Origin of the sequence: Nocardia sp. NPDC024068 (genome assembly GCF_040638875.1) — a bacterium.
GTDB lineage: Bacteria > Actinomycetota > Actinomycetes > Mycobacteriales > Mycobacteriaceae > Nocardia.
The window spans coordinates 66867-85506 of sequence record NZ_JBEZYU010000014.1; the positions used below are offsets into that span (position 1 = coordinate 66867).

The 18640-nt window shown below is 65.2% G+C and carries 22 protein-coding genes; 12 read left to right on the forward strand and 10 right to left on the reverse strand.

Translation table 11 applies throughout. The features are described from left to right. Nucleotides 1-42: 42 nt before the first annotated feature. Both AB0F41_RS14690 and AB0F41_RS14695 read right to left on the reverse strand, forming a co-directional pair. A complete protein-coding gene (locus AB0F41_RS14690) occupies nucleotides 43-1245 on the reverse strand; it encodes a hypothetical protein (protein ID WP_357423830.1) in 1203 nt (400 codons plus the stop codon). A 69-nt stretch (nucleotides 1246-1314) separates the two neighbouring features. After that, nucleotides 1315-1935, reverse strand: coding sequence for an MspA family porin (locus AB0F41_RS14695; protein ID WP_357423832.1), 621 nt, complete (start codon nucleotides 1933-1935; stop codon nucleotides 1315-1317). A gap of 242 nt (nucleotides 1936-2177) precedes the next feature. Between AB0F41_RS14695 and AB0F41_RS14700 the strand changes: the two genes are divergently transcribed. Further along, on the forward strand, nucleotides 2178-2744 hold the full coding sequence (locus tag AB0F41_RS14700) for a hypothetical protein (RefSeq protein ID WP_357423834.1): 567 nt from the start codon (nucleotides 2178-2180) through the stop codon (nucleotides 2742-2744). Nucleotides 2745-2792: 48 nt separating this feature from the next. Here AB0F41_RS14700 and AB0F41_RS14705 read toward each other — a convergent pair whose 3' ends face one another. Genes AB0F41_RS14705 through AB0F41_RS14715 form a run of 3 tightly spaced genes read right to left on the reverse strand, consistent with a single transcriptional unit; the run spans nucleotide 2793 to nucleotide 4034 of the window. Next, nucleotides 2793-3011, reverse strand: coding sequence for a DUF4352 domain-containing protein (locus AB0F41_RS14705; RefSeq protein WP_357423836.1), 219 nt, complete (start codon nucleotides 3009-3011; stop codon nucleotides 2793-2795). 41 nt (nucleotides 3012-3052) lie between these two features. Then, on the reverse strand, nucleotides 3053-3592 hold the full coding sequence (locus AB0F41_RS14710) for a hypothetical protein (protein WP_357423838.1): 540 nt from the start codon (nucleotides 3590-3592) through the stop codon (nucleotides 3053-3055). Beyond that, nucleotides 3579-4034 carry a hypothetical protein gene (locus tag AB0F41_RS14715; protein ID WP_357423840.1) on the reverse strand — a complete coding sequence of 152 codons (456 nt, stop codon included), beginning with the start codon at nucleotides 4032-4034 and terminating at the stop codon, nucleotides 3579-3581. Before AB0F41_RS14715 ends, AB0F41_RS14710 begins: the two co-directional genes overlap by 14 nt. Nucleotides 4035-4556: 522 nt before the next feature. Here AB0F41_RS14715 and AB0F41_RS14720 point away from each other — a divergent pair. Further along, a complete protein-coding gene (locus AB0F41_RS14720) occupies nucleotides 4557-4901 on the forward strand; it encodes a hypothetical protein (protein ID WP_357423842.1) in 345 nt (114 codons plus the stop codon). A 79-nt stretch (nucleotides 4902-4980) separates the two neighbouring features. Here the strand turns inward: AB0F41_RS14720 and AB0F41_RS14725 are convergent, their stop codons facing one another. Further along, entirely contained in the window at nucleotides 4981-5499 is a 519-nt protein-coding gene (locus tag AB0F41_RS14725) for a DUF3558 family protein (RefSeq protein WP_357423844.1), read from the reverse strand. Nucleotides 5500-5993: 494 nt separating this feature from the next. Between AB0F41_RS14725 and AB0F41_RS14730 the strand changes: the two genes are divergently transcribed. Together AB0F41_RS14730 and AB0F41_RS14735 are read left to right on the forward strand one after the other, a co-directional pair. Beyond that, nucleotides 5994-6788: an SDR family NAD(P)-dependent oxidoreductase gene (locus AB0F41_RS14730; RefSeq protein ID WP_357423846.1), complete on the forward strand. Its 795-nt coding sequence runs from the start codon at nucleotides 5994-5996 to the stop codon at nucleotides 6786-6788. Nucleotides 6789-6958: 170 nt separating this feature from the next. After that, the gene (locus AB0F41_RS14735) at nucleotides 6959-7852 is read left to right on the forward strand and encodes a DUF3048 domain-containing protein (protein WP_357423939.1); all 894 of its coding nucleotides are present in this window, start codon (nucleotides 6959-6961) and stop codon (nucleotides 7850-7852) included. 76 nt (nucleotides 7853-7928) lie between these two features. Here the strand turns inward: AB0F41_RS14735 and AB0F41_RS14740 are convergent, their stop codons facing one another. Further along, nucleotides 7929-8375 carry a DUF6188 family protein gene (locus tag AB0F41_RS14740; protein WP_357423848.1) on the reverse strand — a complete coding sequence of 149 codons (447 nt, stop codon included), beginning with the start codon at nucleotides 8373-8375 and terminating at the stop codon, nucleotides 7929-7931. Nucleotides 8376-8385: 10 nt separating this feature from the next. Next, nucleotides 8386-8700, reverse strand: coding sequence for a DUF4265 domain-containing protein (locus AB0F41_RS14745; protein WP_357423850.1), 315 nt, complete (start codon nucleotides 8698-8700; stop codon nucleotides 8386-8388). A 274-nt stretch (nucleotides 8701-8974) separates the two neighbouring features. On the opposite strand from AB0F41_RS14745, the gene AB0F41_RS14750 reads away from it, so the two are divergent. The 8 genes from AB0F41_RS14750 to AB0F41_RS14785 all read left to right on the forward strand — a co-directional run bounded on the left by AB0F41_RS14750 (nucleotide 8975) and on the right by AB0F41_RS14785 (nucleotide 17302). Further along, nucleotides 8975-10147: a molybdenum metabolism regulator gene (locus AB0F41_RS14750; RefSeq protein ID WP_357423852.1), complete on the forward strand. Its 1173-nt coding sequence runs from the start codon at nucleotides 8975-8977 to the stop codon at nucleotides 10145-10147. 518 nt (nucleotides 10148-10665) lie between these two features. Next, complete coding sequence (locus tag AB0F41_RS14755) at nucleotides 10666-11919, forward strand: hypothetical protein (RefSeq protein ID WP_357423854.1); 1254 nt, start codon at nucleotides 10666-10668, stop codon at nucleotides 11917-11919. A gap of 526 nt (nucleotides 11920-12445) precedes the next feature. Beyond that, nucleotides 12446-13615 carry a cytochrome P450 gene (locus AB0F41_RS14760; protein WP_357423941.1) on the forward strand — a complete coding sequence of 390 codons (1170 nt, stop codon included), beginning with the start codon at nucleotides 12446-12448 and terminating at the stop codon, nucleotides 13613-13615. A gap of 111 nt (nucleotides 13616-13726) precedes the next feature. Next, nucleotides 13727-13996, forward strand: coding sequence for a hypothetical protein (locus tag AB0F41_RS14765; protein ID WP_357423856.1), 270 nt, complete (start codon nucleotides 13727-13729; stop codon nucleotides 13994-13996). A gap of 288 nt (nucleotides 13997-14284) precedes the next feature. Continuing rightward, the gene (locus AB0F41_RS14770; RefSeq protein WP_357423858.1) at nucleotides 14285-15040 is read left to right on the forward strand and encodes a prolipoprotein diacylglyceryl transferase family protein; all 756 of its coding nucleotides are present in this window, start codon (nucleotides 14285-14287) and stop codon (nucleotides 15038-15040) included. Then, nucleotides 15037-15462, forward strand: coding sequence for a hypothetical protein (locus tag AB0F41_RS14775; protein WP_357423860.1), 426 nt, complete (start codon nucleotides 15037-15039; stop codon nucleotides 15460-15462). Before AB0F41_RS14770 ends, AB0F41_RS14775 begins: the two co-directional genes overlap by 4 nt. Next, entirely contained in the window at nucleotides 15459-17021 is a 1563-nt protein-coding gene (locus AB0F41_RS14780) for a radical SAM protein (protein WP_357423862.1), read from the forward strand. Before AB0F41_RS14775 ends, AB0F41_RS14780 begins: the two co-directional genes overlap by 4 nt. Next, nucleotides 17018-17302: a hypothetical protein gene (locus tag AB0F41_RS14785; protein ID WP_357423864.1), complete on the forward strand. Its 285-nt coding sequence runs from the start codon at nucleotides 17018-17020 to the stop codon at nucleotides 17300-17302. Before AB0F41_RS14780 ends, AB0F41_RS14785 begins: the two co-directional genes overlap by 4 nt. A gap of 63 nt (nucleotides 17303-17365) precedes the next feature. Here the strand turns inward: AB0F41_RS14785 and AB0F41_RS14790 are convergent, their stop codons facing one another. Then, nucleotides 17366-17734, reverse strand: a complete 369-nt coding sequence (locus AB0F41_RS14790; RefSeq protein ID WP_357423866.1) for a hypothetical protein — start codon at nucleotides 17732-17734, stop codon at nucleotides 17366-17368. 155 nt (nucleotides 17735-17889) lie between these two features. Then, complete coding sequence (locus AB0F41_RS14795) at nucleotides 17890-18582, reverse strand: NAD(P)H oxidoreductase (RefSeq protein WP_357423868.1); 693 nt, start codon at nucleotides 18580-18582, stop codon at nucleotides 17890-17892. Nucleotides 18583-18640: the final 58 nt, after the last annotated feature.

An 18640-nucleotide genomic window follows, 5' to 3' on the forward strand; every position in this document is an offset into this window, starting at 1 on the left:
AGGTGCCTCCAGCGCGGATGTGAGGTGCTTCGGTCGTTCATGCTAGGCCCCGTAGGCGGGTGGTGCGGACAGTCCATAGGGCGCGGCGGCCGGGATACATCCTCCCGTGGGGGCCCATTCGCCGGGTACGAAGGCGATCGCGCGGTACCCGTGGGGGTAGGCACCGGCCTGACCGCCGATCGACGCATTGAGCTTGTAATCCAGCGCCTCCCACCGGTACGGCGTGGGGCTACCGGGAAGCGGTCCACTCCAGGTGGTGTCGGGGACGTGCCCGGCGGCGGCACCGTTCGGGAACTGGATCGGATCGCTCGGATACTTTCCCGGGTTGCTGGTCCGCTCCCGTTCCGCTTCGCGGCTGGCCCGGCTGCGAAGAGCCCTGTCCACGGGGATCCGGATCGCCGGGTATCCCTGCGATCGGATGTAGTCGTTGACCCCGACGATGTACTTGTCGCGTTGCTGGGTCAGCGGTGGGGTGACGGGCTCACCTTGCTTGTAGCAGACCGCGACCAGGCCCTCACAGTCCTTCGACCGGTTCTTGCCACCCTGGCAGTTCGCGCGATTGTCGCGCTCCTGGAAGCGTTTCCGATACAGCCGGTACCACTCGTCGCGGACCTCGTTCCACACCTGCTGCTTGATCTGATTCTTGGAACCGAAATCGCATTTGTTCAACCCGTTCGTGCGGTCGATGACCCGGCGGACGAACGGATCGTTCGGGTTCTCGATCTCCAGCGGGCCGATGATCTCGATAACCACATCGTGAACGTCTTCGCTGCTGAGTACCCGGACGCCGCCGGCGCAGGCCGGATTGATGTAGGGCTCGATCAGCTCACGCGGATTCGGCGGTATCGGGCCCGAACCCGACGAGCACGGCGCGTTGGGGGTGTTCCCCGGCAATGCCGGGGGAACGTAACCGGGCACCGGAATGATGGCCTTGCACGGATCCGGTGGCGGGGTCGGTGGGGGCGGGGTGAGCGCGGCCGCGGGCGGTGGTGGCGCTGTCGCCGGGGGCGGAGCGCCGGTCGTCGGCACCGATTGCGGTACCGCCGGTGGTGTGACGGGAGGGGCACTCGGGAGGGTGGGTTCCTCGATCTCGGGGAAGTTGCCCCAGCACGGCCAGCCCGGATGCATTTCCTGCCACTGTGGGCACGGCACGTACGGGTTGATCGGCCTCGCCTCGGCGGCCGGATCCGCACCGACCCCGACATTCACCACGGTGATCACCGACGCTGCCGCGACAGTGGTCACCGCTATTGCGCACCAACGGCCGAACCGGCCCACCGGACCGGGCTTCCTCGAAGGAGACATCGGCTTGTCTCACAGGTAGATCGGGTCGCCGTACACGGCCAGCGAATTGTCCGCGGTCGGCGTCGAAATATTGACCTGCGCATATGAGCGCAAACTGACCGGACCCAGGCAACCATCGATCTTGATATGCACCTGATCGGAAGTGATCGACGCGTGGCGCCCGGCCAGCGGCTTGATCCCGAACGGGATACTGGTGATCGTGCCCGGTTTCAGGTAGACGGTCGGAGATACCGTCGCACTGGCACCGACACCCGTGGTCACACCGATGGAGATACTGGGACCGATCGCCAATCCGATTGCGGCGCCGCTGGTCACGTCGACCTGGCAGCCGAGCTGGTAGCCGAGGCTCACCGAGCCGGTGTTGACCGGCGCGTTCCCCGTGCCGTCGATATCGGCGGCAGCTTTGAGGCTGACGAAACCCTCCCGCGTGAACGGGGTTGCCGCCAGATTCGGATACCTGTCCAGGTTTTCACCGGTCTTCGTGATCCGCATCAGCCAACCGTCGTCGGTCGTGATCTCCCGCGACTTGTCTGCCAACGGCTCCGCCGCGGCGGCGCCGGTATTCACGGCACCCATCGCGGCAACAGCGAGAAAACCCAGAACCGACGTGGTCAGCGATCGCAAGCGCATAACATCCCCATGACTAGACCCTGTCCAGCCAGCCGCATACGAATTTGCCTGCGATGCAAGCAGATCCCCCGAGAAGACCGGCCCCTTCTGCGGCGAAACGCTATCACAGCGTGAGTGTCATAGCAGCTCGGCCACTACCGCCGCCGAGGCCACCCACTCACGTAGGTGTCGACTCCCATGGATCCCGCAAGTCCCAAGCGACCAGCCGCCCGTGGCAGGAAATCCCGAATGGTAACGTCCGAATGATGCACGGCAGGATCTGGTTCCCCGGCAACCCATGGCCGAACGGCCACCGTATCGCCGAGTTCGAGTGGACCAGCCGCACCGACCACGAGAATCGAACATGGTTCGATCTGTCTTTGGTCACCGCTGATTACGACGAGGAGGGCTACCCGCCCGAGTCCGACGAGGACGAGGTAGACGATTTCGCCTCACCCATCGCGTGGACCAATTACCACAGGTGCACCCTGTCCTCGACCGCATGGGAAGATGCGACCGGCATCCTCGCAGCGGGTCCCGGAGAGCCGGTCCGACTGGACCAACCACTCACGTTGGCTGCCGATCCCCTTCCTCCGGCCGACCCGGACTCGGACCCCGCGTTTCACGTCTACCTGCTGGGGCACGACTCCACCGCTGATCACCGGATCCAATTCCAGCCCATGGACGCGGGCGGCTTCGACATCGTGTGGGACGGACGCCTGGCACTCACATACGCCGGCGAAGAGGAGTTCCGCTACACCTTCCACGCTGAAATCAGCGGTGTCGACTTACCGAGCTCAGGTCCCAGGCAAGTGCCGCTGCCGTACTAGGTGTCGCGTGGGATCTGTGCGGTCATCGAGCTCGGACGGCTCGGCGCGTCACCGCACGGCGACGCGGATGCCGCCGGAGAACATCGAGTCGTGGAACTCCAGGGCCGCTGCCCGGGTGCCGGCGGGGACGTCGAAGGCGAGGATCGCCGAGAACTCGTTGCCGGGGTTGATATCGGTGTAGACGTCGTCGTTGAGGTAGATCTCGGAAGGCGCCGCTGGTGCCGCAGCGACGCCCCGCCGCTGATATGGACTGTTTATGCAGGTCATCGCCCCTGGCGGTCCTTGGTTCTGGGACCCGGCCGCTATCCTCACTGCGGCTGGTCGGCGGCCGTGTCCACTTCCTGAAGCAGCCCCGATGAGAATCTCAGGAAGAGATGCCTACCGGTCTCGTGATCTCGAACGGTGTAGCTGTTGTACGTGCCCCAGGAATCGACTTCTCGCACATCATCGAACTTCTCACTCAGGTGTATTTCGAGAAACTTCCATGGGACCAGCTCCTCATCGGCACCTGTATGGTCGACGAACTCGACTCTCTTCATGAAGGGGAGATCGTCCAACTCCAACCTGAACGCGAATTCTTCCCAAAGAGGGAGTCGATACAGAAGAGTTTCGGACTCCGGCCCGCGGGTCTCATTTATCAAGGCGTCATGCAGAATCAGTTTGAGGGTGTGCGCCGAACCGCCCTTTCCGGGCATGATCGACTTGGATATCGAATCGGCACCGGCGTGCATTTGTTCCGTCGTACTTTTCAAGCGAATCAGAGCGGAATCCAGGATGGGCCGGGGTGGTTGCATCGTCTTCAACAGGTAGAGTTGGAAGTCGAACAAATCCAAATTATCCGATGTCATGAATTTCTTTCCGGAGCGGTATGCAACCTCGGGTATCGTCGACATCGGCCCGGTTTCGGGCGCGGAAAATCAGGGGGCATAGAGGTCTGGCAGAAAGGGCCTTGGCGCCGTCGCGGGTGTAGAGCTTGCGTTGTAATGTGCGCAGGATAGCGACTGCTTCGTCGTCGCGGATGGCGCTGACGAGTTGGAACTCGACCCCGGCGCCGAGTAGATCACTGCCGAAGGCAAGTTCACTGAGGAACAGCACTCTGGCGGCATCGATATGGTTCAGTGTCGCTCGTTCGGCGACTGCCCGGCGCAGCCTGCCGACCTCGGCCTTGAACTGGGTGCGATCGTTTAATCCGAGCGCTCGGACGGGGATCGGAGCGTTACTGGAGACTCCGGTGTAACTGGCCAGAGCCGCGTCCAGAAACTCGTGTTCCCGCGGAGTCAGCGTGGACATGTCGAAGTCCAGAGGTGCCTTTCTGCGTGTGCGCGGTATCAGCGGCCCGGTCCGGCGCCGGTTTTCCGGGGTAGGTGCCGCCGCGCCCGCCCGGCGGTGTCGGGGGACCGAGCGAGGGGTCTTCGACCTGCCTGGTGAGGCGGATGAACTCGTCGAGCGGGTTATCCGGCCGGTACACGGTGCCGTGGTCGTCGGTGCTGGGGTCGACGATGACGTGGCTGTCGGGCCTCCGCGAGTCGTGGCGTTCCTCGGTCGGGCTGCCGCGCCCCACAAACTACATTGAGTCAGTGGGATACGCCGTCGGTGATCGTCGGCCGTGGCAGTTCGAGGAGTGGATGTGAGCGGTACGAAGCGATTGAACGGCTCGATGTCACTGATGTGGACACTGGGAGTTCCGGTTGCGGCTGTCGCTTTCATGATAGGTGCGCTGAACGTGGGTGCCGTTCTCGCCCGATCGTCGGGCTCGCCGGTGGCACTGGCGCTGTTTCTCCCCGTCAGTGCTTGCTCGGTTTGGCGGCATGGATGCTTGTCCTGGTCGTGACCTGGCGAATTCGCCGACTTTATGTGCGCCGCACGGGCACCGCTGCGGTGGCGACAGTGGTCGAGTGCGAGCTGGGACGCAAGCACAGTCACAGCCCACTCAACTTCGACCTGTGGCGGGTACGGATCGAGGCCGGGTTTCCGCACCCGGAGACCGGCATCGACAGCCGCGTGCGGAAGCAGTACTCCTATCCTCAATTCCTCGGGATGCGAGCACGCGCACTGAGCGAGCGATTCGCTCCCGGCACCTCGGTTCCGCTGATTATCCGGAAGAACTCTGTGCTGATAGATATACCCAAACGTCCCGTCTGGAACGACTTCTGGTGATTCGAGGCCGACGGGCCCGGCGATGGGACGAGCCCAGATCCAGCGGCCCATTTCGATCCGCCGGCGGCGAAGGCGTGGCCTATCCCGGCAGGTACTTGCTCACCTGCTGAGCTATCCGCTGGTTGGCGGCGCAGACTCCATCGCCTTTGGCTTCGCCGGGATCCCGCCGCACCGACAGAGATGACCAGAGGAAGGCCATCCCGTCCGGCAGGTCGATCCCGATATGGCAGAACCGCCGCCGCTCGGGGTCCAGGTTCACCGTGAATTCGGTGGCAGTGCGCGAATCTATGGTGGCGGGACCGATCGCTCGGTAATGCTGGTATCGAGGGTCGGAGGCGAACTCTTCCAGGCTGGGGGACCCGTAGTAGAGCCAGAAGGTTAACCAGCTCTCGTCGGCGGCCTTCCATGCGCAGCTGGTCCAGTCCCGGAAATCGACCCCGTCCGTACCGGGACGCGCAGATTCCGGGTCCAGTCCCACCGCGCTCAGCTCGGCAGCCGGGATATCGCACGGATCCGTGCCGGTGTCTTCGCCGGTTCCGCATCCCGTCCCCAGCAGGACTCCGCTGCTGATCGCAAGTGCGGCAAGGCGCTTGCTCATACCAACCATGATTTGCCTTCTGGGTATTCGTCGAGGTCATCGGGCCAATCGCTGGGGCCGACAACCTCGTCGCGGTCGGCCCGGGGCCGCTGCATCGGAGGTGGGGTCGGCGGCGGCGGCGCGACCGGTCCCTCGAGCCGGCGATAGTAGGTGCGAAGATCGTCGAATTCGCCGCGTCGATGGGTTCCCACCAGGCGAAAAGGGATCTCCCCTGCTTCGAGGAAGCCCACCGGATATGGCCGCGACACCAACTGGTAATCGCCGCCGCGGAGTGGCGGTCGTACTATGTTTGGTCAGGGCTTTTGCGGTTCACCGCCGGTTTCTGCTCGGTTGCCCGGCCAAGATGGCCGAGGTGATCTCGATGGCTGGAACCCAGAGCGGATAGTTCGATTGCCGGCGGGACGTACGAGGTCCGAGCGAACCCGGATGGCGGCTCCCGAGCGCTGCATGTTCCGTGATGAGGGTTGGGCAGTCCGGCACGGGAAGGGGACGGTATGGAGATCGACGGCGCTTCGGCGGTGGTAACGGGCGCTTCCGGCGGACTGGGTGGCGCGATCGCCCGGACCCTGCACGCGCGTGGCGCTCGCCTCGTTCTCACCGGTAGGCGGAGGGAAGCCCTCGAGTCTTTGGCGTCGGAGTTGAACGGTGCCGACATCGCCGTCTGTGATCTGGCGGACCGAAGGCAGGTCGTCGATCTCGCTTCCCACTTGGCCGACGCCGATATCGTGGTCGCCAACGCCGCCCTTCCGGCGACCGGGAAGCTGGAGGACTTCACTTCCGAACAACTCGACCGCGCTCTCGACGTGAACTTGCGGGCACCCATGTTGATGACGCAACTTCTGTTGCCGGGGATGCTGCGGCGCGGACGTGGGCACTTCGTCTATGTTTCGTCGATCGGCGGCAAGCTCACGATGGCCCGCACTCCCCTCTACGCGGCCACCAAGTTCGGTTTGCGCGGGTTCTGTGCGTCGCTTCGTCAGGACCTGCACGGATCTGGAGTGAGCGCATCGGTGGTCTTTCCCGGATCTGTCCGCGATGTGGGCTTCGTGGCCGACGCGCATCTCCCGCTGGCGCCGGGCTCGAAAGGAGTCTCCTCGGACGTTGTCGCACGCAGCACGGTCACCGCGATCGAGCGCGACCGGGGCGAAGTCGACGCCGCCGAGCTCCCCGCCCGCATCATGGCCAAGCTTGCGGGTGTGGCGCCCGAATTCACGGCTCGTCTCGGGCGGAGGAAAGCGATCATCGCGTGGGGCGACCAGGTGGCAGAAGGTCTGCGTCACCACCGCTGAGGACTGTTGGCTGCCGGGCTACACAGGGTCGATCCGGTCGGGCTCGGGTAGCCGCGTGGGCCGGGGAATCCCCTGGTCGAGTGCGGCGTAGAATTCGGGTGCGTCAATGGGTTGCCTCTATGCAGCAGCGATGGTGGGTGTGGATTGCGGCGTTCCTGACGACACTGGGGATGTGCGCGGTGTTCGCGTGCAGTGGCGGCACCCGACTCGAGCGCGCTCCTCCCGGTCCGGATACGCCCTCGCGGGTGGGGGTGCCCGTGCTGGTCGCGAAGATAGACAACAGTCCGCAGGCCCGGCCACCGGTAGGGCTCGCAGCCGCCGATGTGATCTACGTGGAGCCGGTCGAGGGTGGTTTGAGCCGTTTGGCCGCGGTGTTCTCGATCGACAAACCCTCGGTGATCGGACCTGTCCGAAGCGTGCGGGAAACGGATCTGACGTTGTTGGCGCAGTTCGGCGACCCGACGTTGGCATCCTCTGGTGCCGCACCCGAGCTGATTGCCGCCGTCGACCAGTCCTCGCTCCAGAACGCCTCGGCCGAGAGGCAACCCGCGGCGTACTTCCGCGACTACAGTCGCGACGCTCCGCACAATCTGTTCGTCCGCTCGGATCAGTTGCCCGTAGGCGGCGGCTGGCCGGCGGCTTCGCAACTGAACTTCGGTCCTGCGCCTGCCGGTGGTGAGCCCACGCAATACGAGGAAGCGCGGTATCCGGGCACGGTGATCGGTTTCGACTGGTCACCCGGCGACCAGCGGTGGCTGGTGTCCATGGACGGTGCTGCCTACACCGTTGCCGATATCGGGCAGCTCATGGCGGGCACGGTCGTGCTGCAGAGTGTGCAGGTGCAGGACTCGGCCGTCAGCGATATCGCGGGCAGCGTCTCACCCCTGGCCCAGACGACCGGTAGCGGTCAGGCACTCGTACTTCGCGACGGTCAAGCTTTTCCGGCCGTGTGGTCCCGGCAATCCCCACAGGCAGGCACAACCTATACAACACCCACCGGTACAGCCATCCCGTTTGCGCCGGGGCAGGTGTGGACAGTCCTGGTTTCAGCGCAGCTCTGGTAACCGGGCCCGTGTTCTCTCCACCAGTGCTCTACGACGACCGGGGATATCCCTGGCGTCCGCTCTACCCCGCAAACCCTCAGTCGTCCCCCGCAGGCCGACCTTCGTTCATGTCACGCACCGGGTATCCGAGTGCTGACGACAGACCGCCACCGCGGGTCCACAACGGGATCGTCCCCTCGACGATGGAGGTCCCGGCGCCCCCTCGGTCGGAGGCGACTACCAGCTTCCATCCGCTGCGAAAGACAATACGCAAAGCACCGGACTTTCCGACGACGCACGACAGGATCTCACTGGCGAGAGCTTGCTGGACAAGTTCGAAGTCCATTTCTTCCAATGGCCGCAGCTGTCCGTCTTTGCGAGCGATCGATCCTGGGGTCAGTTCAGCGTCCATCCCCACGCGGATTTCGATGCCTGAATCCACTCGTAGTGTGAGGTTGCCACCTCTCACCGCAATATCGGTCACATGAGTCCCGCGCAACGGCAGCACCCATCGATCCTCGTATTCTCGAATGACTTTGCTCATGCGAAGGTCCTCACTCGGGCTCTTCGTGGTCGAAAATGTTCGCTTCCGGCGGCACGTCCAAGGCGACCATCCGGTACCGCTCGAGGCCTTCGCCTGTCGCGCCGAGGCGGTGGAAGATATCGAGCACACTCTGCCGGGCGGCGGCCGAGCCGTCGTCCTTCAGCACGATCAGTCGGATAGTGCAGTTCCGCGACGGCTGGACCGTCTCCCCGGCCCAGAGAACACCCTCGTCATCCGGCTGCACGGTGACGATGTCCCCGTTGGCGACTCCGCGGACGAACCAGGGCGTATTCTCCAACCGCGCCGTACCGTCAACGAGGTTCACCGCCACAGGCTCTCGACGCTCGCCGGCGGCCAACAGGCGTCGTCGATGTCCATTCGGAAGTGGACCTTCATATGGTCGTCACGGATGTCGGTCATCGAACCATCATCCACACTGCCTCTACTGCGCCGGACTTCGGAGCCCGGATGAAGCACCGGATCTTGCCGGCTGCACGCCCCGGCCTCTGACGGGCAGCCGTCCAGGTCACCGGCTTCCGAATGTCGGTGTCCCTTGCTAACTTGTCGCGTTCTGATCCGACGAAGCGACGAGGCGAACTATGGCAATCGGCAACAACATCGGTTTCGAAGAGTCCGAGGATGTGATGTCCGCGCCGGTGCTGTGGAGTTTTCATTCCGGCGCCGCCGCTTCCGGTGTCGTCGTGGACGAACGAGGCTGCTGGGTGGGCACCGAGAGCGGTGACGTGTTCACCTTGACCCCAGAGGGCGTGGTCACCGGCCGATTTCGACTGCCGAGTGCGGTCGAATGCGTTGTGGCCGATGGCTTCTGGATCTACGCCGCCTGCGCCGACCACCAGATCTATGACCTGTCCGGCGCGGTGCCGCGAGTCGCCTACGAAATACCGGCCGAAATCGACATCTGCTCGCTCGACATCCATGAAGGCCGCCTCTGCGTCATCGACCGGCAAGGCGTCATCACCGCGATCGATTGGAACGGGGAATTGCTGTGGAGTACTCCCGGCGACGAGGGCGGGGTGATCCAGATCGACTCGCACGCCGTCTACCACGGGCATTCCGACGGTGTCACCGGATATGACTTGGAAGCCGGATACCGCGTGTGTCACGAGGACACCGATGGCGCGGTCCTGTGCGGCTGCCAGGACGAGAACGCGTTCTACGCCGGCACCGATGACAACTCCGTCGAGGTGGTCGGCAAGAACGAATGGGCGGGGATCGGCTACAACTGCGATGCGCCGGTACAGTCCTGCGCCACTTCCCCCGACGGCCGCGTCTTCGCCGGAGACGACTGCTCCTCGGTGTACTGCTGGGACATGTCGCGATGCGGCGCGTGGAAATGGGCCACCGGCTGCGGCTCGGCCTCTTCCATGCAGTACCACGACGACAAGCTGTACCTGGTCACCACCACCGGAACCCTGGCCTGTCTCGATGTCGGCGAGGCCGCCTTCCGCGACGCCGAGCAGGGTGTGCTGCCCGAGACGGTGTCGGTGACGGCTCCGGAGATCTCCGCCGTGGTGCCCGGCAACACCGTCGAGGTCACCTCCGACGCCGGGACCGGCGTCGTCGTCGAATGCGTGCTACAGAACGGCGAGCAGTGCGTAGTCGCCGTCTCCCCTGATCACGTGTTGTCCTTGGAGGTCCAGTTCCCCAAGGACCTGTGGCGTTCCGGTGCCCGCTATGTGGTCGATGACGTGGACGAGCCCGAGCGCGGCTTCTTCTACCGAGTCCGCGGCGACATCCGACAGCTGATCTGACCGCCGGCCGGTCACGGGGACGGCCGGTCATCGGGTGTGTCCGGTGGCCGTGCCCGCCCTCTCGGCACGCGGGTGGTTCCTCGTTTGTCCCGGTGTTCGGGCAGCGTCACCGCCAGGATCAGCACGGCGAGTGGCAGGCCGATCGCGATGGCCAATCCGAGCGTGATCACTGTTCGGTCCGGTGCTGTGTGGTGATTGCCGACCCCAGGGGATACTCCTGTGTTGCGGTGATCAGGTCGGCGGCTTGGGTGATCACCCACCAGGTGGTCGTCGGTCGGGGCGGTACCGGAAAGGATCGGGTCCACGCAGGCCGACTCGCGGACGGTGGTTTCGGTTGAAGGAACGGGCATAACGGTCGGCTCCGGGTTTCTGTCGGGGCGAAAGTCGAGCGTGCGCCTCTGTGGATTGCGGTAATGATTGCTTTCAGCATTGCTGGGTTCTTGCGGTAGAAGGACACACTGAACCCGCACCGAGCCCGTACCCTGGCGGTATTGCAGCGGAGGGGAGAACGCCGAAAGATGACGATTATCAAGTGGACTGGGCTCGAGGTCGCCGCGCTGCGTACGGCGTTACGGGACACGCAGGTTCAGTTCGCCGATCGGATCGGTTGTTCGATCGAGTCGGTCGGCAAATGGGAGCGCAGGGGCGCGGATATCACGCTGGGGGCGAAGTACTCCGAGTGCATGGACACCACCCACGGCAGACTCGACCACGAGCAACGGGCACGTTTCGATGCCGCGTTACAGGATCTGGATGCGCCTATCCGTACCAACCGGTGCGCCGTGTCGCCAGGGGTGGGCGTAGATGGTGACCTACCGTCTGCTCAACACTCGCCCGGTGGTGTGGGACCTATCGATTGCCCTGCGGTATCGGTGGACATCGACGACGATTACGTCGACACACTCCGCAGCCGCATCCCACAGCTGGTCGATCTCGATGCCACCTTCGGTGGTGACCAATCATCGGAATTCGCTCTCCAATTGTTTCGATCGGTGCACCGGAAACTGGGAAGCGTGCGCTGTGATCCGGGGACCGAGCGCGAACTGTATGCGGCGGCCGGCGAGATCGGTGAGGTCACGGGGTGGCTGCTCTACGACGCAGGCAAACACGAACTTGTGCGCCAAGTGAACAACGAAGCATTGCACCTGACCCGCTTGGCGGGCGATCGGAGCATCGAGCTGCTGACCCTGCAGAACATGTCCATGCACGCCGGTGACCTCGGACGCCCGGCGGAAGCCCTGCGTATCGCGAGAATGGTGCTGGAAACCCGGGCGCTCTCTCCCCGGTTGGAAGCATTGGCCCGTGCTTTGGCGCAGGCGGGCGACGAGGCCTCGGCCAAACGCTCGTTTCGCCGAGCACGCTTCCTCTACCTCGACGGCACCCGTGATGACGACCCGGCGTGGGCCTGGTGGATCGACGACCGGGAAATGGCCTGGCACGAAGCCGTTATCCACAGCAATTGTGCCGACTGGAGCGCAGCGGTCGATACCTTCGCCGCCTCGGTCGAATTCACCCCCCACCGCGAGGTCCGCTCCCGTTACCATCACCTTGCCGCACTGTTCAATGCGCAAGTCCGCGCGCATGCGTGGCGAGACGCGAGCGATACCGCCCGGCGCGTGATGCCCCTGGTAGATGAGATCCGTTCTACCCGAACCGCAACCATCCTCCTGGACGCGATCGGCTACCTCGACACTGTTGAACCCGTGCCCTCGGCGCGCGACGAGGCCGGGCAGTTGCGGGACATTCTTGCCGGTGCCGGATACGACCGGTAGGAGAACGTGGCAGCTACGGCTTCACCCTCACCAGGGCAGGGCACTCACCTCGGGAAAACCCCGGAAGGTGGGAGATACGCTTTGGTGATCTTCTGCAAGCGGCGCCCCTCGTCCGGGGTCACCTCCCGCACGAATACTTCCGGTCGGTGTCCCGGCGTGGTTCCGCCAAAACAGTGGTGATACGGCTCCCGCCTCGGGTTCCTCAGTATGGGAACCAGGCCCCACCGGATACCGTATATCTGGACCGGATCCCGCTGCGCGGATGCCACCCCCTCTGTGCCGGGCAAGGGTCGCCGAGCGGTGAAGGCGGTCGTCAGTACTGCTGCCGGACTCGGCGGGCAATGCGCGGTATCGGTCGTTATGCTCGACGGGTGAAAGCCCCGTAGTGCGACCGGCAGCGGCCTGGCATTGCACCCGATCCTGTTGGAGTTTCTCCGTTTTGAGCACCCCAAATGCACCGACGAACGACCCGTCGTGTCCGGTTTTCCACGGTTCGCCGTTAGATTCCGACGAGGAGCGGGTGCCGATGTACGCGCCGGGCTTCGTGGCCGACCCGCACCGCGCATATCGCGAAATGCGGCGGGAATACGGCTCGATGGCATCGGTGGAACTGGCGCCGGGTGTGCCGGCCACGCTGGTGATCGGCTACCACACCGCGCTGCGGGTTCTCAACGATCCCGATCGTTTCCCGGCCGATCCACGTGTCTGGCAGAAGGACATTCCTGCCGACTGTCCGGTACTTCCGCTCATGGAGTGGCGGCCTATCGGGAGCAAGAGCGCCGGTCTGGATTTCATGCGCTACCGCGAGGCGACCTCGGCGAGTATGGCCGAGGTCGATCTGCACGGTCTGCACAACATCGTCGATAAGTTCGCCCTCCCGTTGATCAGAGGCTTCTGTGCCGACGGTTCGGCCGATTTGATGAGTCAGTACATCTTCCCGCTGACGTTCGAGGTCGTCTGCGCCATGGTCGGCTGCCCGCCCGAGATCGGGCGCCGGGTCGCCACCGGGTTCGCGGCAATTTTCGAGGGCATCGAAGCCGAAGAAGGCAACGCGATGATCAGTTCGGCGTTGCAGGATCTGGTAGCCCTCAAACGGGCCGAACCTGGCAACGATGTCGCGACGGTGCTGCTGCGCCACCCGGTCCAGCTCGGCGAGGAGGAACTGATCCACCAGTTGGTGGCCTTCTACGGTGCGGGGATCGAACTTCAGCTGAACTTGGTCGCCAATACCCTGCTGCTGATCCTCACCGACGACAGGTTCGGGGGCACAGTCCTGTCCGGGAGCCTGTCGACGCGCGATGCTCTCGACGAGGTCTTGTTCAATGACCCGCCCATGGCGAACTATCTCATCAGCTATCCTCGCCAGCCGACGCTGGTCGACGATGTCTGGCTGCCCGCGCATCAACCGGTCCTCATCAGCATGGCCGCGTGCAACAACGATCCCGCCATCCGGTCGGAGAACCTGACCGGCAACCGCTCCCATCTCGCGTGGGGTGCCGGTCAGCGGGCCTGCCCCGCGCAGTCCGCGGCCTATCTGATCGCCGAGGCGACTATCGATCAACTGCTGGACGTGCTGCCCGATTTGAGTCCGGACTTGCCCGGTGGTGAACCGAGCTGGCGCCCGGGCCCCTTCCACCGGGCACTGGCATCCCTCCCGGTCACCTTCCCGGAGACCGATCCGGAAACTGTGCTGTAATCCGCGACGGAAAGCTAGTTGTTGCTGGCCATGACGTTGTTAACGGCGTCGTTCCGACTATGAGTCTCTCGGATCCAGTGTCGTGGAGACGGCCTCTCCGACGAACGCCAAGTGATCTTCGACGAGTTCGCCAGCGAAATCTCCAAGCGACTGATCGAACTGGTGCAACGCCGACTCGACGAGGAGCGCGTCGAGGCATGGCAACAAGCCTTCAAACTCCAGGGTGCCGGATCGGTACGTCGGCGGGCTGTGACAATCGACCACGACATCTACGAGCGCGCCGCGCCGGTGAATTCGGGGCTTGATAGCAACCCACTGCTCATCGGAATCACCGCCCTCGTCGACACCGCGTCCACCGAAGTGGGTGTAGTTCTGGAATAGATTCGTCGTGAGCGTCACCGGGTACCGTTCCTCGCCGGAGCATCGATGATGCCCGAACGGCGGTTACCGATGGATCCGGCGGCAACTTCTTGCCGCCGGGCAGCACGGCCAGCGCACGCAGGGGTGGCTCGAACTTCTCGAGCGCTTGATGTCGGAAACCGGACGCGGGCCCAGGATCACTCATTGGTCCGGGTTCTGGGGTTGCGCGGCCGCTCCCGGTAGATCCCCGCCCCGCGGCGCGTAGTTTCACTCATCCCGCGAGCGCGTCGCGTCGATAGGCTCCTCGCCATGGTTCCCCGCCTGTTCCCCGGAATCCCCACCCACGGCTTCTTCGTCGCGCTGGGTGTGGCGGTGGCCGCCGTGGTGTTCGTACTGGAATGCCGGCGGCGTAACGCCTTGCGGGAGGAATCGCTGGTCGCGGTGACCGGCGCGCTGGTCGGCGGGGCGATCGGAATGCGGTTGTCGGGTATCGCCGAAACCCTCGACCCGCTCGAGACCTGGATGTTCGGGGCGCGCAGTGTGCTCGGCGGGCTGCTGGGCGCCTATATCGGTGTGCTGGTGGCGAAGCGGATCATCGGGTACCGGGAACGGACCGGGGATCTGTTCGCCCCGGCGGTGGCGCTGGGGATGGCGGTCGGGCGGATCGGGTGTCATCTCACCGAGGCGCCGGGGCGAGAGACTGGGCTGCCGTGGGGTGTGCACGCGCCGGGAACGGTGCCGGAATGCCCCGGGTGTGTGAGCGGGTCGGCTATGCATCCCAGTTTCATCTACGAAATCGTTTTCCAGTTCGCCGCTTTCCTGTGGTTGCGGTGGGCGCGGGACCGGATCACCGCGCCCGGTGAGCTGTTCACGCTGTATGTGAGTGCCTACGCGGTGTTCCGGTTCCTGGTGGAGTTCACCCGGGCGAACGAGACGGTGTGGCTGGACCTCACGCGTCCGCAGTGGTTTCTGCTTCCGGGGCTGGTGCTGGTGGCGGTACGGCTGCGCATCGGTTATCGGCGCGGCAATTACGACAATGTTCTCCGGCGAAAGGTCGCGTCGTGAACCATCCTGGACCTCCCTTTCAACCAGGGCCTCCGCAAGGTCCCCCGGGTGGGCCGCCACCGGGACCTCCCGGTGGCAGGCCGCCGGGGTCCGGGGGCGAAACCGTCGGGTTCGCGGTACTCGGGGCGGTACTGTTCGTCCTGGTCAACGCGGTGCTGGGATTCTTCGTCTTCGCGGGCAGCGGCGGGGGTTCGGAGTTCCGTTTCGCGGCCGGGATGTACACGGGGATCACGATGCTGGCGGTCTTCGGCGGGGGCGCGGCGCTGATCCGTCGCGGTACGCCGAAAGCCAAAGGGGCCGGGTTGGGGTTGATGATCGGGTGGGCTCTGGTGACGGTCTGCACGGTCGGGTTCTGCACTGGTGTGAACCCGACCCTCTACGAACTCATGGGGCCGTCGGCGACCGCTGGAGCGATCCGATGACGGCGGGGATGCCGCTGCGGGGTGACCGGATCCTGCGGTATGTGAACGCCTTCTGCCCGCTGTGTCACCAAGACGAGCCGGAGCGTCCGCTCGGCGAGGTGGCGCGGTTGTCGGGATGGCTGGCCGAGCGGGACGGGCAGGTGTATCTCGAACGCGGATGCGCCGCGCACGGGATGGTGCGCACGCTCTACGACGAGGATCCGGAGATCCTGTCGTATCTCGAGGAGTGGACGGCGCCCACGAAAGCGCACCTGCCCGACGTCGCGGGGAACTTTGATCCGGTACCGGGCGCGTATCTGCGCGGACTGCCCGAAATGCAGACCCAGCACACCTGCATCCTGCTGGAAGACCTCCTGGACAGCTGCAATCTGCGCTGCCCCACCTGTTTCGCCGACTCGTCACCCGAGCTGCGGGGTGTGGTGGCGGTCGAGGACGTGCTGGCGAATGTGGATCAGCGGCTGGCCCGGGAGAACGGCAGACTGGATGTGCTCATGCTCAGCGGCGGCGAACCGACGCTGTATCCCGAGCTGCCGCGATTACTGGCCGAGCTCACCGCGCGACCGGTCACCCGGGTTCTGATCAACACCAACGGGGTGCGCATCGCCCGCGACGACGAGCTGGTGCGGCTCCTGGCGCGGTATCGGGAACGGGTCGAGGTGTATCTCCAGTTCGACGGGGTGACGGCGGAAGCGTCGAAATACCATCGGGGCGGTGACCTGCGGGCGCTGAAAAGTGGAGCGCTGCGCAGGCTTTCGGAGGAAGGGATCTTCACCACGCTGGTGATGACCGCGGCGCTGGGCGTCAACGACGACGAGATCGGCGCGGTGGTGCGCACGGCGCTGGACACGCCGTTCGTGGGTGGGGTGTCGATCCAGCCGCAGTTCGGGTCGGGACGGTCGGGGGTCATCGACCCGATGCGGCGGCTCACCCACACCGGAGTACTGCGGCGGCTCGGCCCGCAGACCGGTGGACTGGTGACCTGGCGCGACCTCACCGCGCTGCCGTGCTCGCATCCGCACTGCTGTTCGGTCGGTTACCTGCTGCGCGACGACAGCGGCGAGTGGCGGTCGCTGGTGGGACTGATCGGGCACGACCGGCTCAAGGAGCGGCTCGGGCTGGTGTCGAACCGGATCGCCGACCGCGAACTACCCGCGGAACTGCGGCTGGCGATGCGTGAATCGTTGCTGGGGTTGCTGTCGGAACAGTCGTCGCTGTCGCATCCCGATATCGGGGAGGTGTGGCGCAATATCTGCGAGAACTGCGATCTGGGCATGTCGACGCTGCTGACACTGGCGTCCTCGGCGCTACCGGGCCGCCGGTCGCGGCTGCGGAAACTGCTGGGGGAGCGGGTTGTCCGGATCACGGTGAAGCCGTTCATGGATATGTCGACGATGATCGAGGAACGGCTCACCCAATGCTGTGTGCACGTGGGCACCCGCTCCGACGCCGACCAGTGCGCGCCGTTCTGCGCGGTACAGGCCTGGCCGGCGCTGTCCCGGCAACGGTTACCCGCGGCCGCCCCGGCGGGACGGTCGCTGCTGCCGGTGACGGTGCAATGAGTACCGAAGAGGGGCCGGGCGGGGTGTACTACGCGGAGGCGACGGCGCGTCAGCCCGCACCCGACCCGCTCAACCTGTGTATCTACGCGACGGTGGCATTGCTGACCTGGCTGCTCGGGCCGATCGCGCTGACCGGGTTCGCGGCGCTGGGATTCGCCGGGTATTGGCGGGCCAGGCGGCGGGGTCTGCGGCGCAGCCGCTGCTGGTTACGGGATACCCGGCTGGTGCTCGGCTACCTCGCGGTTCTCGCCGGGGTGGGCGTCTGGGCCCTGGTCCGCTGAGGCCGGTGATCGCGCCGTGGGTGGCGGAATCACCGGCCGATCAGTGGGACCGCGGAGGCTGCGTCACTGGTCCCGCATACCGCGCTCGTAGTCGGTTTCGGCGCTGGCCTGCCACAGGATCGGGTGGGCACCGGGGCCGCAGTCCTCGCTCCACGCGGTGGTCGATTCCGGCCGGATACGTTCCGCCGCCCGGTACAGAATGCGCAGGTTGGTGCACAATCCGATCACCCCACCGGTGGCCGCGCCCACATCGGTATTCGTGCATTGGATATCGAGCCGGCTTCCCACCGGGACCGCGGTGCAGAACGCGTCGCCCGCCGGTACCGCCTGGGCGGTTCCCGCGCCGAGTGTGGTCGATACCGCCACGATCGCGAGACCGGATACCAGTGCCCCCACGACCGGCAGACGCCGGGTATTTCCTTCGATCGACATCGGATTCCCCTTCTTCCCCTGTGCTGCAGATAAATTCGCATCACAGTACGCACAGTGGAATATATTTCGCACCTCGAGCGCAATTTCGGTTGGCCGGCGCGCTTCTTCGGCGATCGAACACAGCGGCGCCCGGCCCGCACCCGCTCGTGCTGTGATCAGGCCGGAACCCTTTCGGCGGCAAGGAAAGCCTCGACGAACCCCAGTGCCCGATCCTCCAGGCCCGCGTAATGGGCTTCGCGGACGGCGCCGGTGAGCGCGTCATCGAGCAGAAGATTGCCCGCGGCGTCCAGGCGCTGCCGTTTCTCCTCCGCCCCGGGCAGCAGCCCCACCGCCGACTGCGTGAAACCGCAGTAGTAGGCGATACCGTCGTTGAGCTGCGTACTCAGTGCTTCCTGCATGAGATCGACAATCGCGTCGTCGTCCGCCGCGCCCGCCAGGCCCAGCCACAGCATCCGCTTACCGGCGAGCCGGGGTTTGCTGCGGCCGTAGGCGAATCCGTAGTTCCAGACCCGGTCGATCCAGCCCTTCAGGATCGCCGGTACCTGCATCCAGTACACCGGGAACACCGCGACGATCACGTCGGCGGCGAGAACGCGCCGCATATGGTTCTCGACCTCGGGGGAATAGGACTTCTCGCGGTTACCCCATTCCGGCAGGTCGGCGGCGGTCATGCGGGGGTCGAAGTTCTCGGCGTGCAGGTCCAGCAGGTCGATGCGGTAACCGGCGGCGGTGAGGCGGCGGGCGGTGAGGGTGGCGATATGGGAGGTCAGGGAATCGGTCCGGGGGTGCGCGACGACGATCAGGGCGGTGGGGGTGGTCGCGATGTCCTGGGGGGCGGTGTTCTGCACGGTGTCCTCCATGGCGGTCCGGGATTCCCGGACGATCGGGTGGTGCGGTCTGATCTCA

Excerpts from the sequence above, each read along its gene's own strand:
- AB0F41_RS14705 (WP_357423836.1), bottom strand. The coding sequence starts at position 3,011 with ATGACCTGCATAAACAGTCCATATCAGCGGCGGGGCGTCGCTGCGGCA.
- AB0F41_RS14725 (WP_357423844.1), bottom strand. The coding sequence starts at position 5,499 with ATGAGCAAGCGCCTTGCCGCACTTGCGATCAGCAGCGGAGTCCTGCTG.
- AB0F41_RS14700 (WP_357423834.1), top strand. The coding sequence starts at position 2,178 with ATGATGCACGGCAGGATCTGGTTCCCCGGCAACCCATGGCCGAACGGC.
- AB0F41_RS14740 (WP_357423848.1), bottom strand. The coding sequence starts at position 8,375 with ATGAGCAAAGTCATTCGAGAATACGAGGATCGATGGGTGCTGCCGTTG.
- AB0F41_RS14695 (WP_357423832.1), bottom strand. The coding sequence starts at position 1,935 with ATGCGCTTGCGATCGCTGACCACGTCGGTTCTGGGTTTTCTCGCTGTT.
- AB0F41_RS14735 (WP_357423939.1), top strand. The coding sequence starts at position 6,959 with ATGTGCGCGGTGTTCGCGTGCAGTGGCGGCACCCGACTCGAGCGCGCT.
- AB0F41_RS14715 (WP_357423840.1), bottom strand. The coding sequence starts at position 4,034 with ATGTCCACGCTGACTCCGCGGGAACACGAGTTTCTGGACGCGGCTCTG.
- AB0F41_RS14770 (WP_357423858.1), top strand. The coding sequence starts at position 14,285 with ATGGTTCCCCGCCTGTTCCCCGGAATCCCCACCCACGGCTTCTTCGTC.
- AB0F41_RS14760 (WP_357423941.1), top strand. The coding sequence starts at position 12,446 with ATGTACGCGCCGGGCTTCGTGGCCGACCCGCACCGCGCATATCGCGAA.
- AB0F41_RS14755 (WP_357423854.1), top strand. The coding sequence starts at position 10,666 with ATGACGATTATCAAGTGGACTGGGCTCGAGGTCGCCGCGCTGCGTACG.
- AB0F41_RS14785 (WP_357423864.1), top strand. The coding sequence starts at position 17,018 with ATGAGTACCGAAGAGGGGCCGGGCGGGGTGTACTACGCGGAGGCGACG.
- AB0F41_RS14790 (WP_357423866.1), bottom strand. The coding sequence starts at position 17,734 with ATGTCGATCGAAGGAAATACCCGGCGTCTGCCGGTCGTGGGGGCACTG.
- AB0F41_RS14780 (WP_357423862.1), top strand. The coding sequence starts at position 15,459 with ATGACGGCGGGGATGCCGCTGCGGGGTGACCGGATCCTGCGGTATGTG.
- AB0F41_RS14750 (WP_357423852.1), top strand. The coding sequence starts at position 8,975 with ATGGCAATCGGCAACAACATCGGTTTCGAAGAGTCCGAGGATGTGATG.
- AB0F41_RS14720 (WP_357423842.1), top strand. The coding sequence starts at position 4,557 with ATGCTTGTCCTGGTCGTGACCTGGCGAATTCGCCGACTTTATGTGCGC.
- AB0F41_RS14730 (WP_357423846.1), top strand. The coding sequence starts at position 5,994 with ATGGAGATCGACGGCGCTTCGGCGGTGGTAACGGGCGCTTCCGGCGGA.
- AB0F41_RS14710 (WP_357423838.1), bottom strand. The coding sequence starts at position 3,592 with ATGACATCGGATAATTTGGATTTGTTCGACTTCCAACTCTACCTGTTG.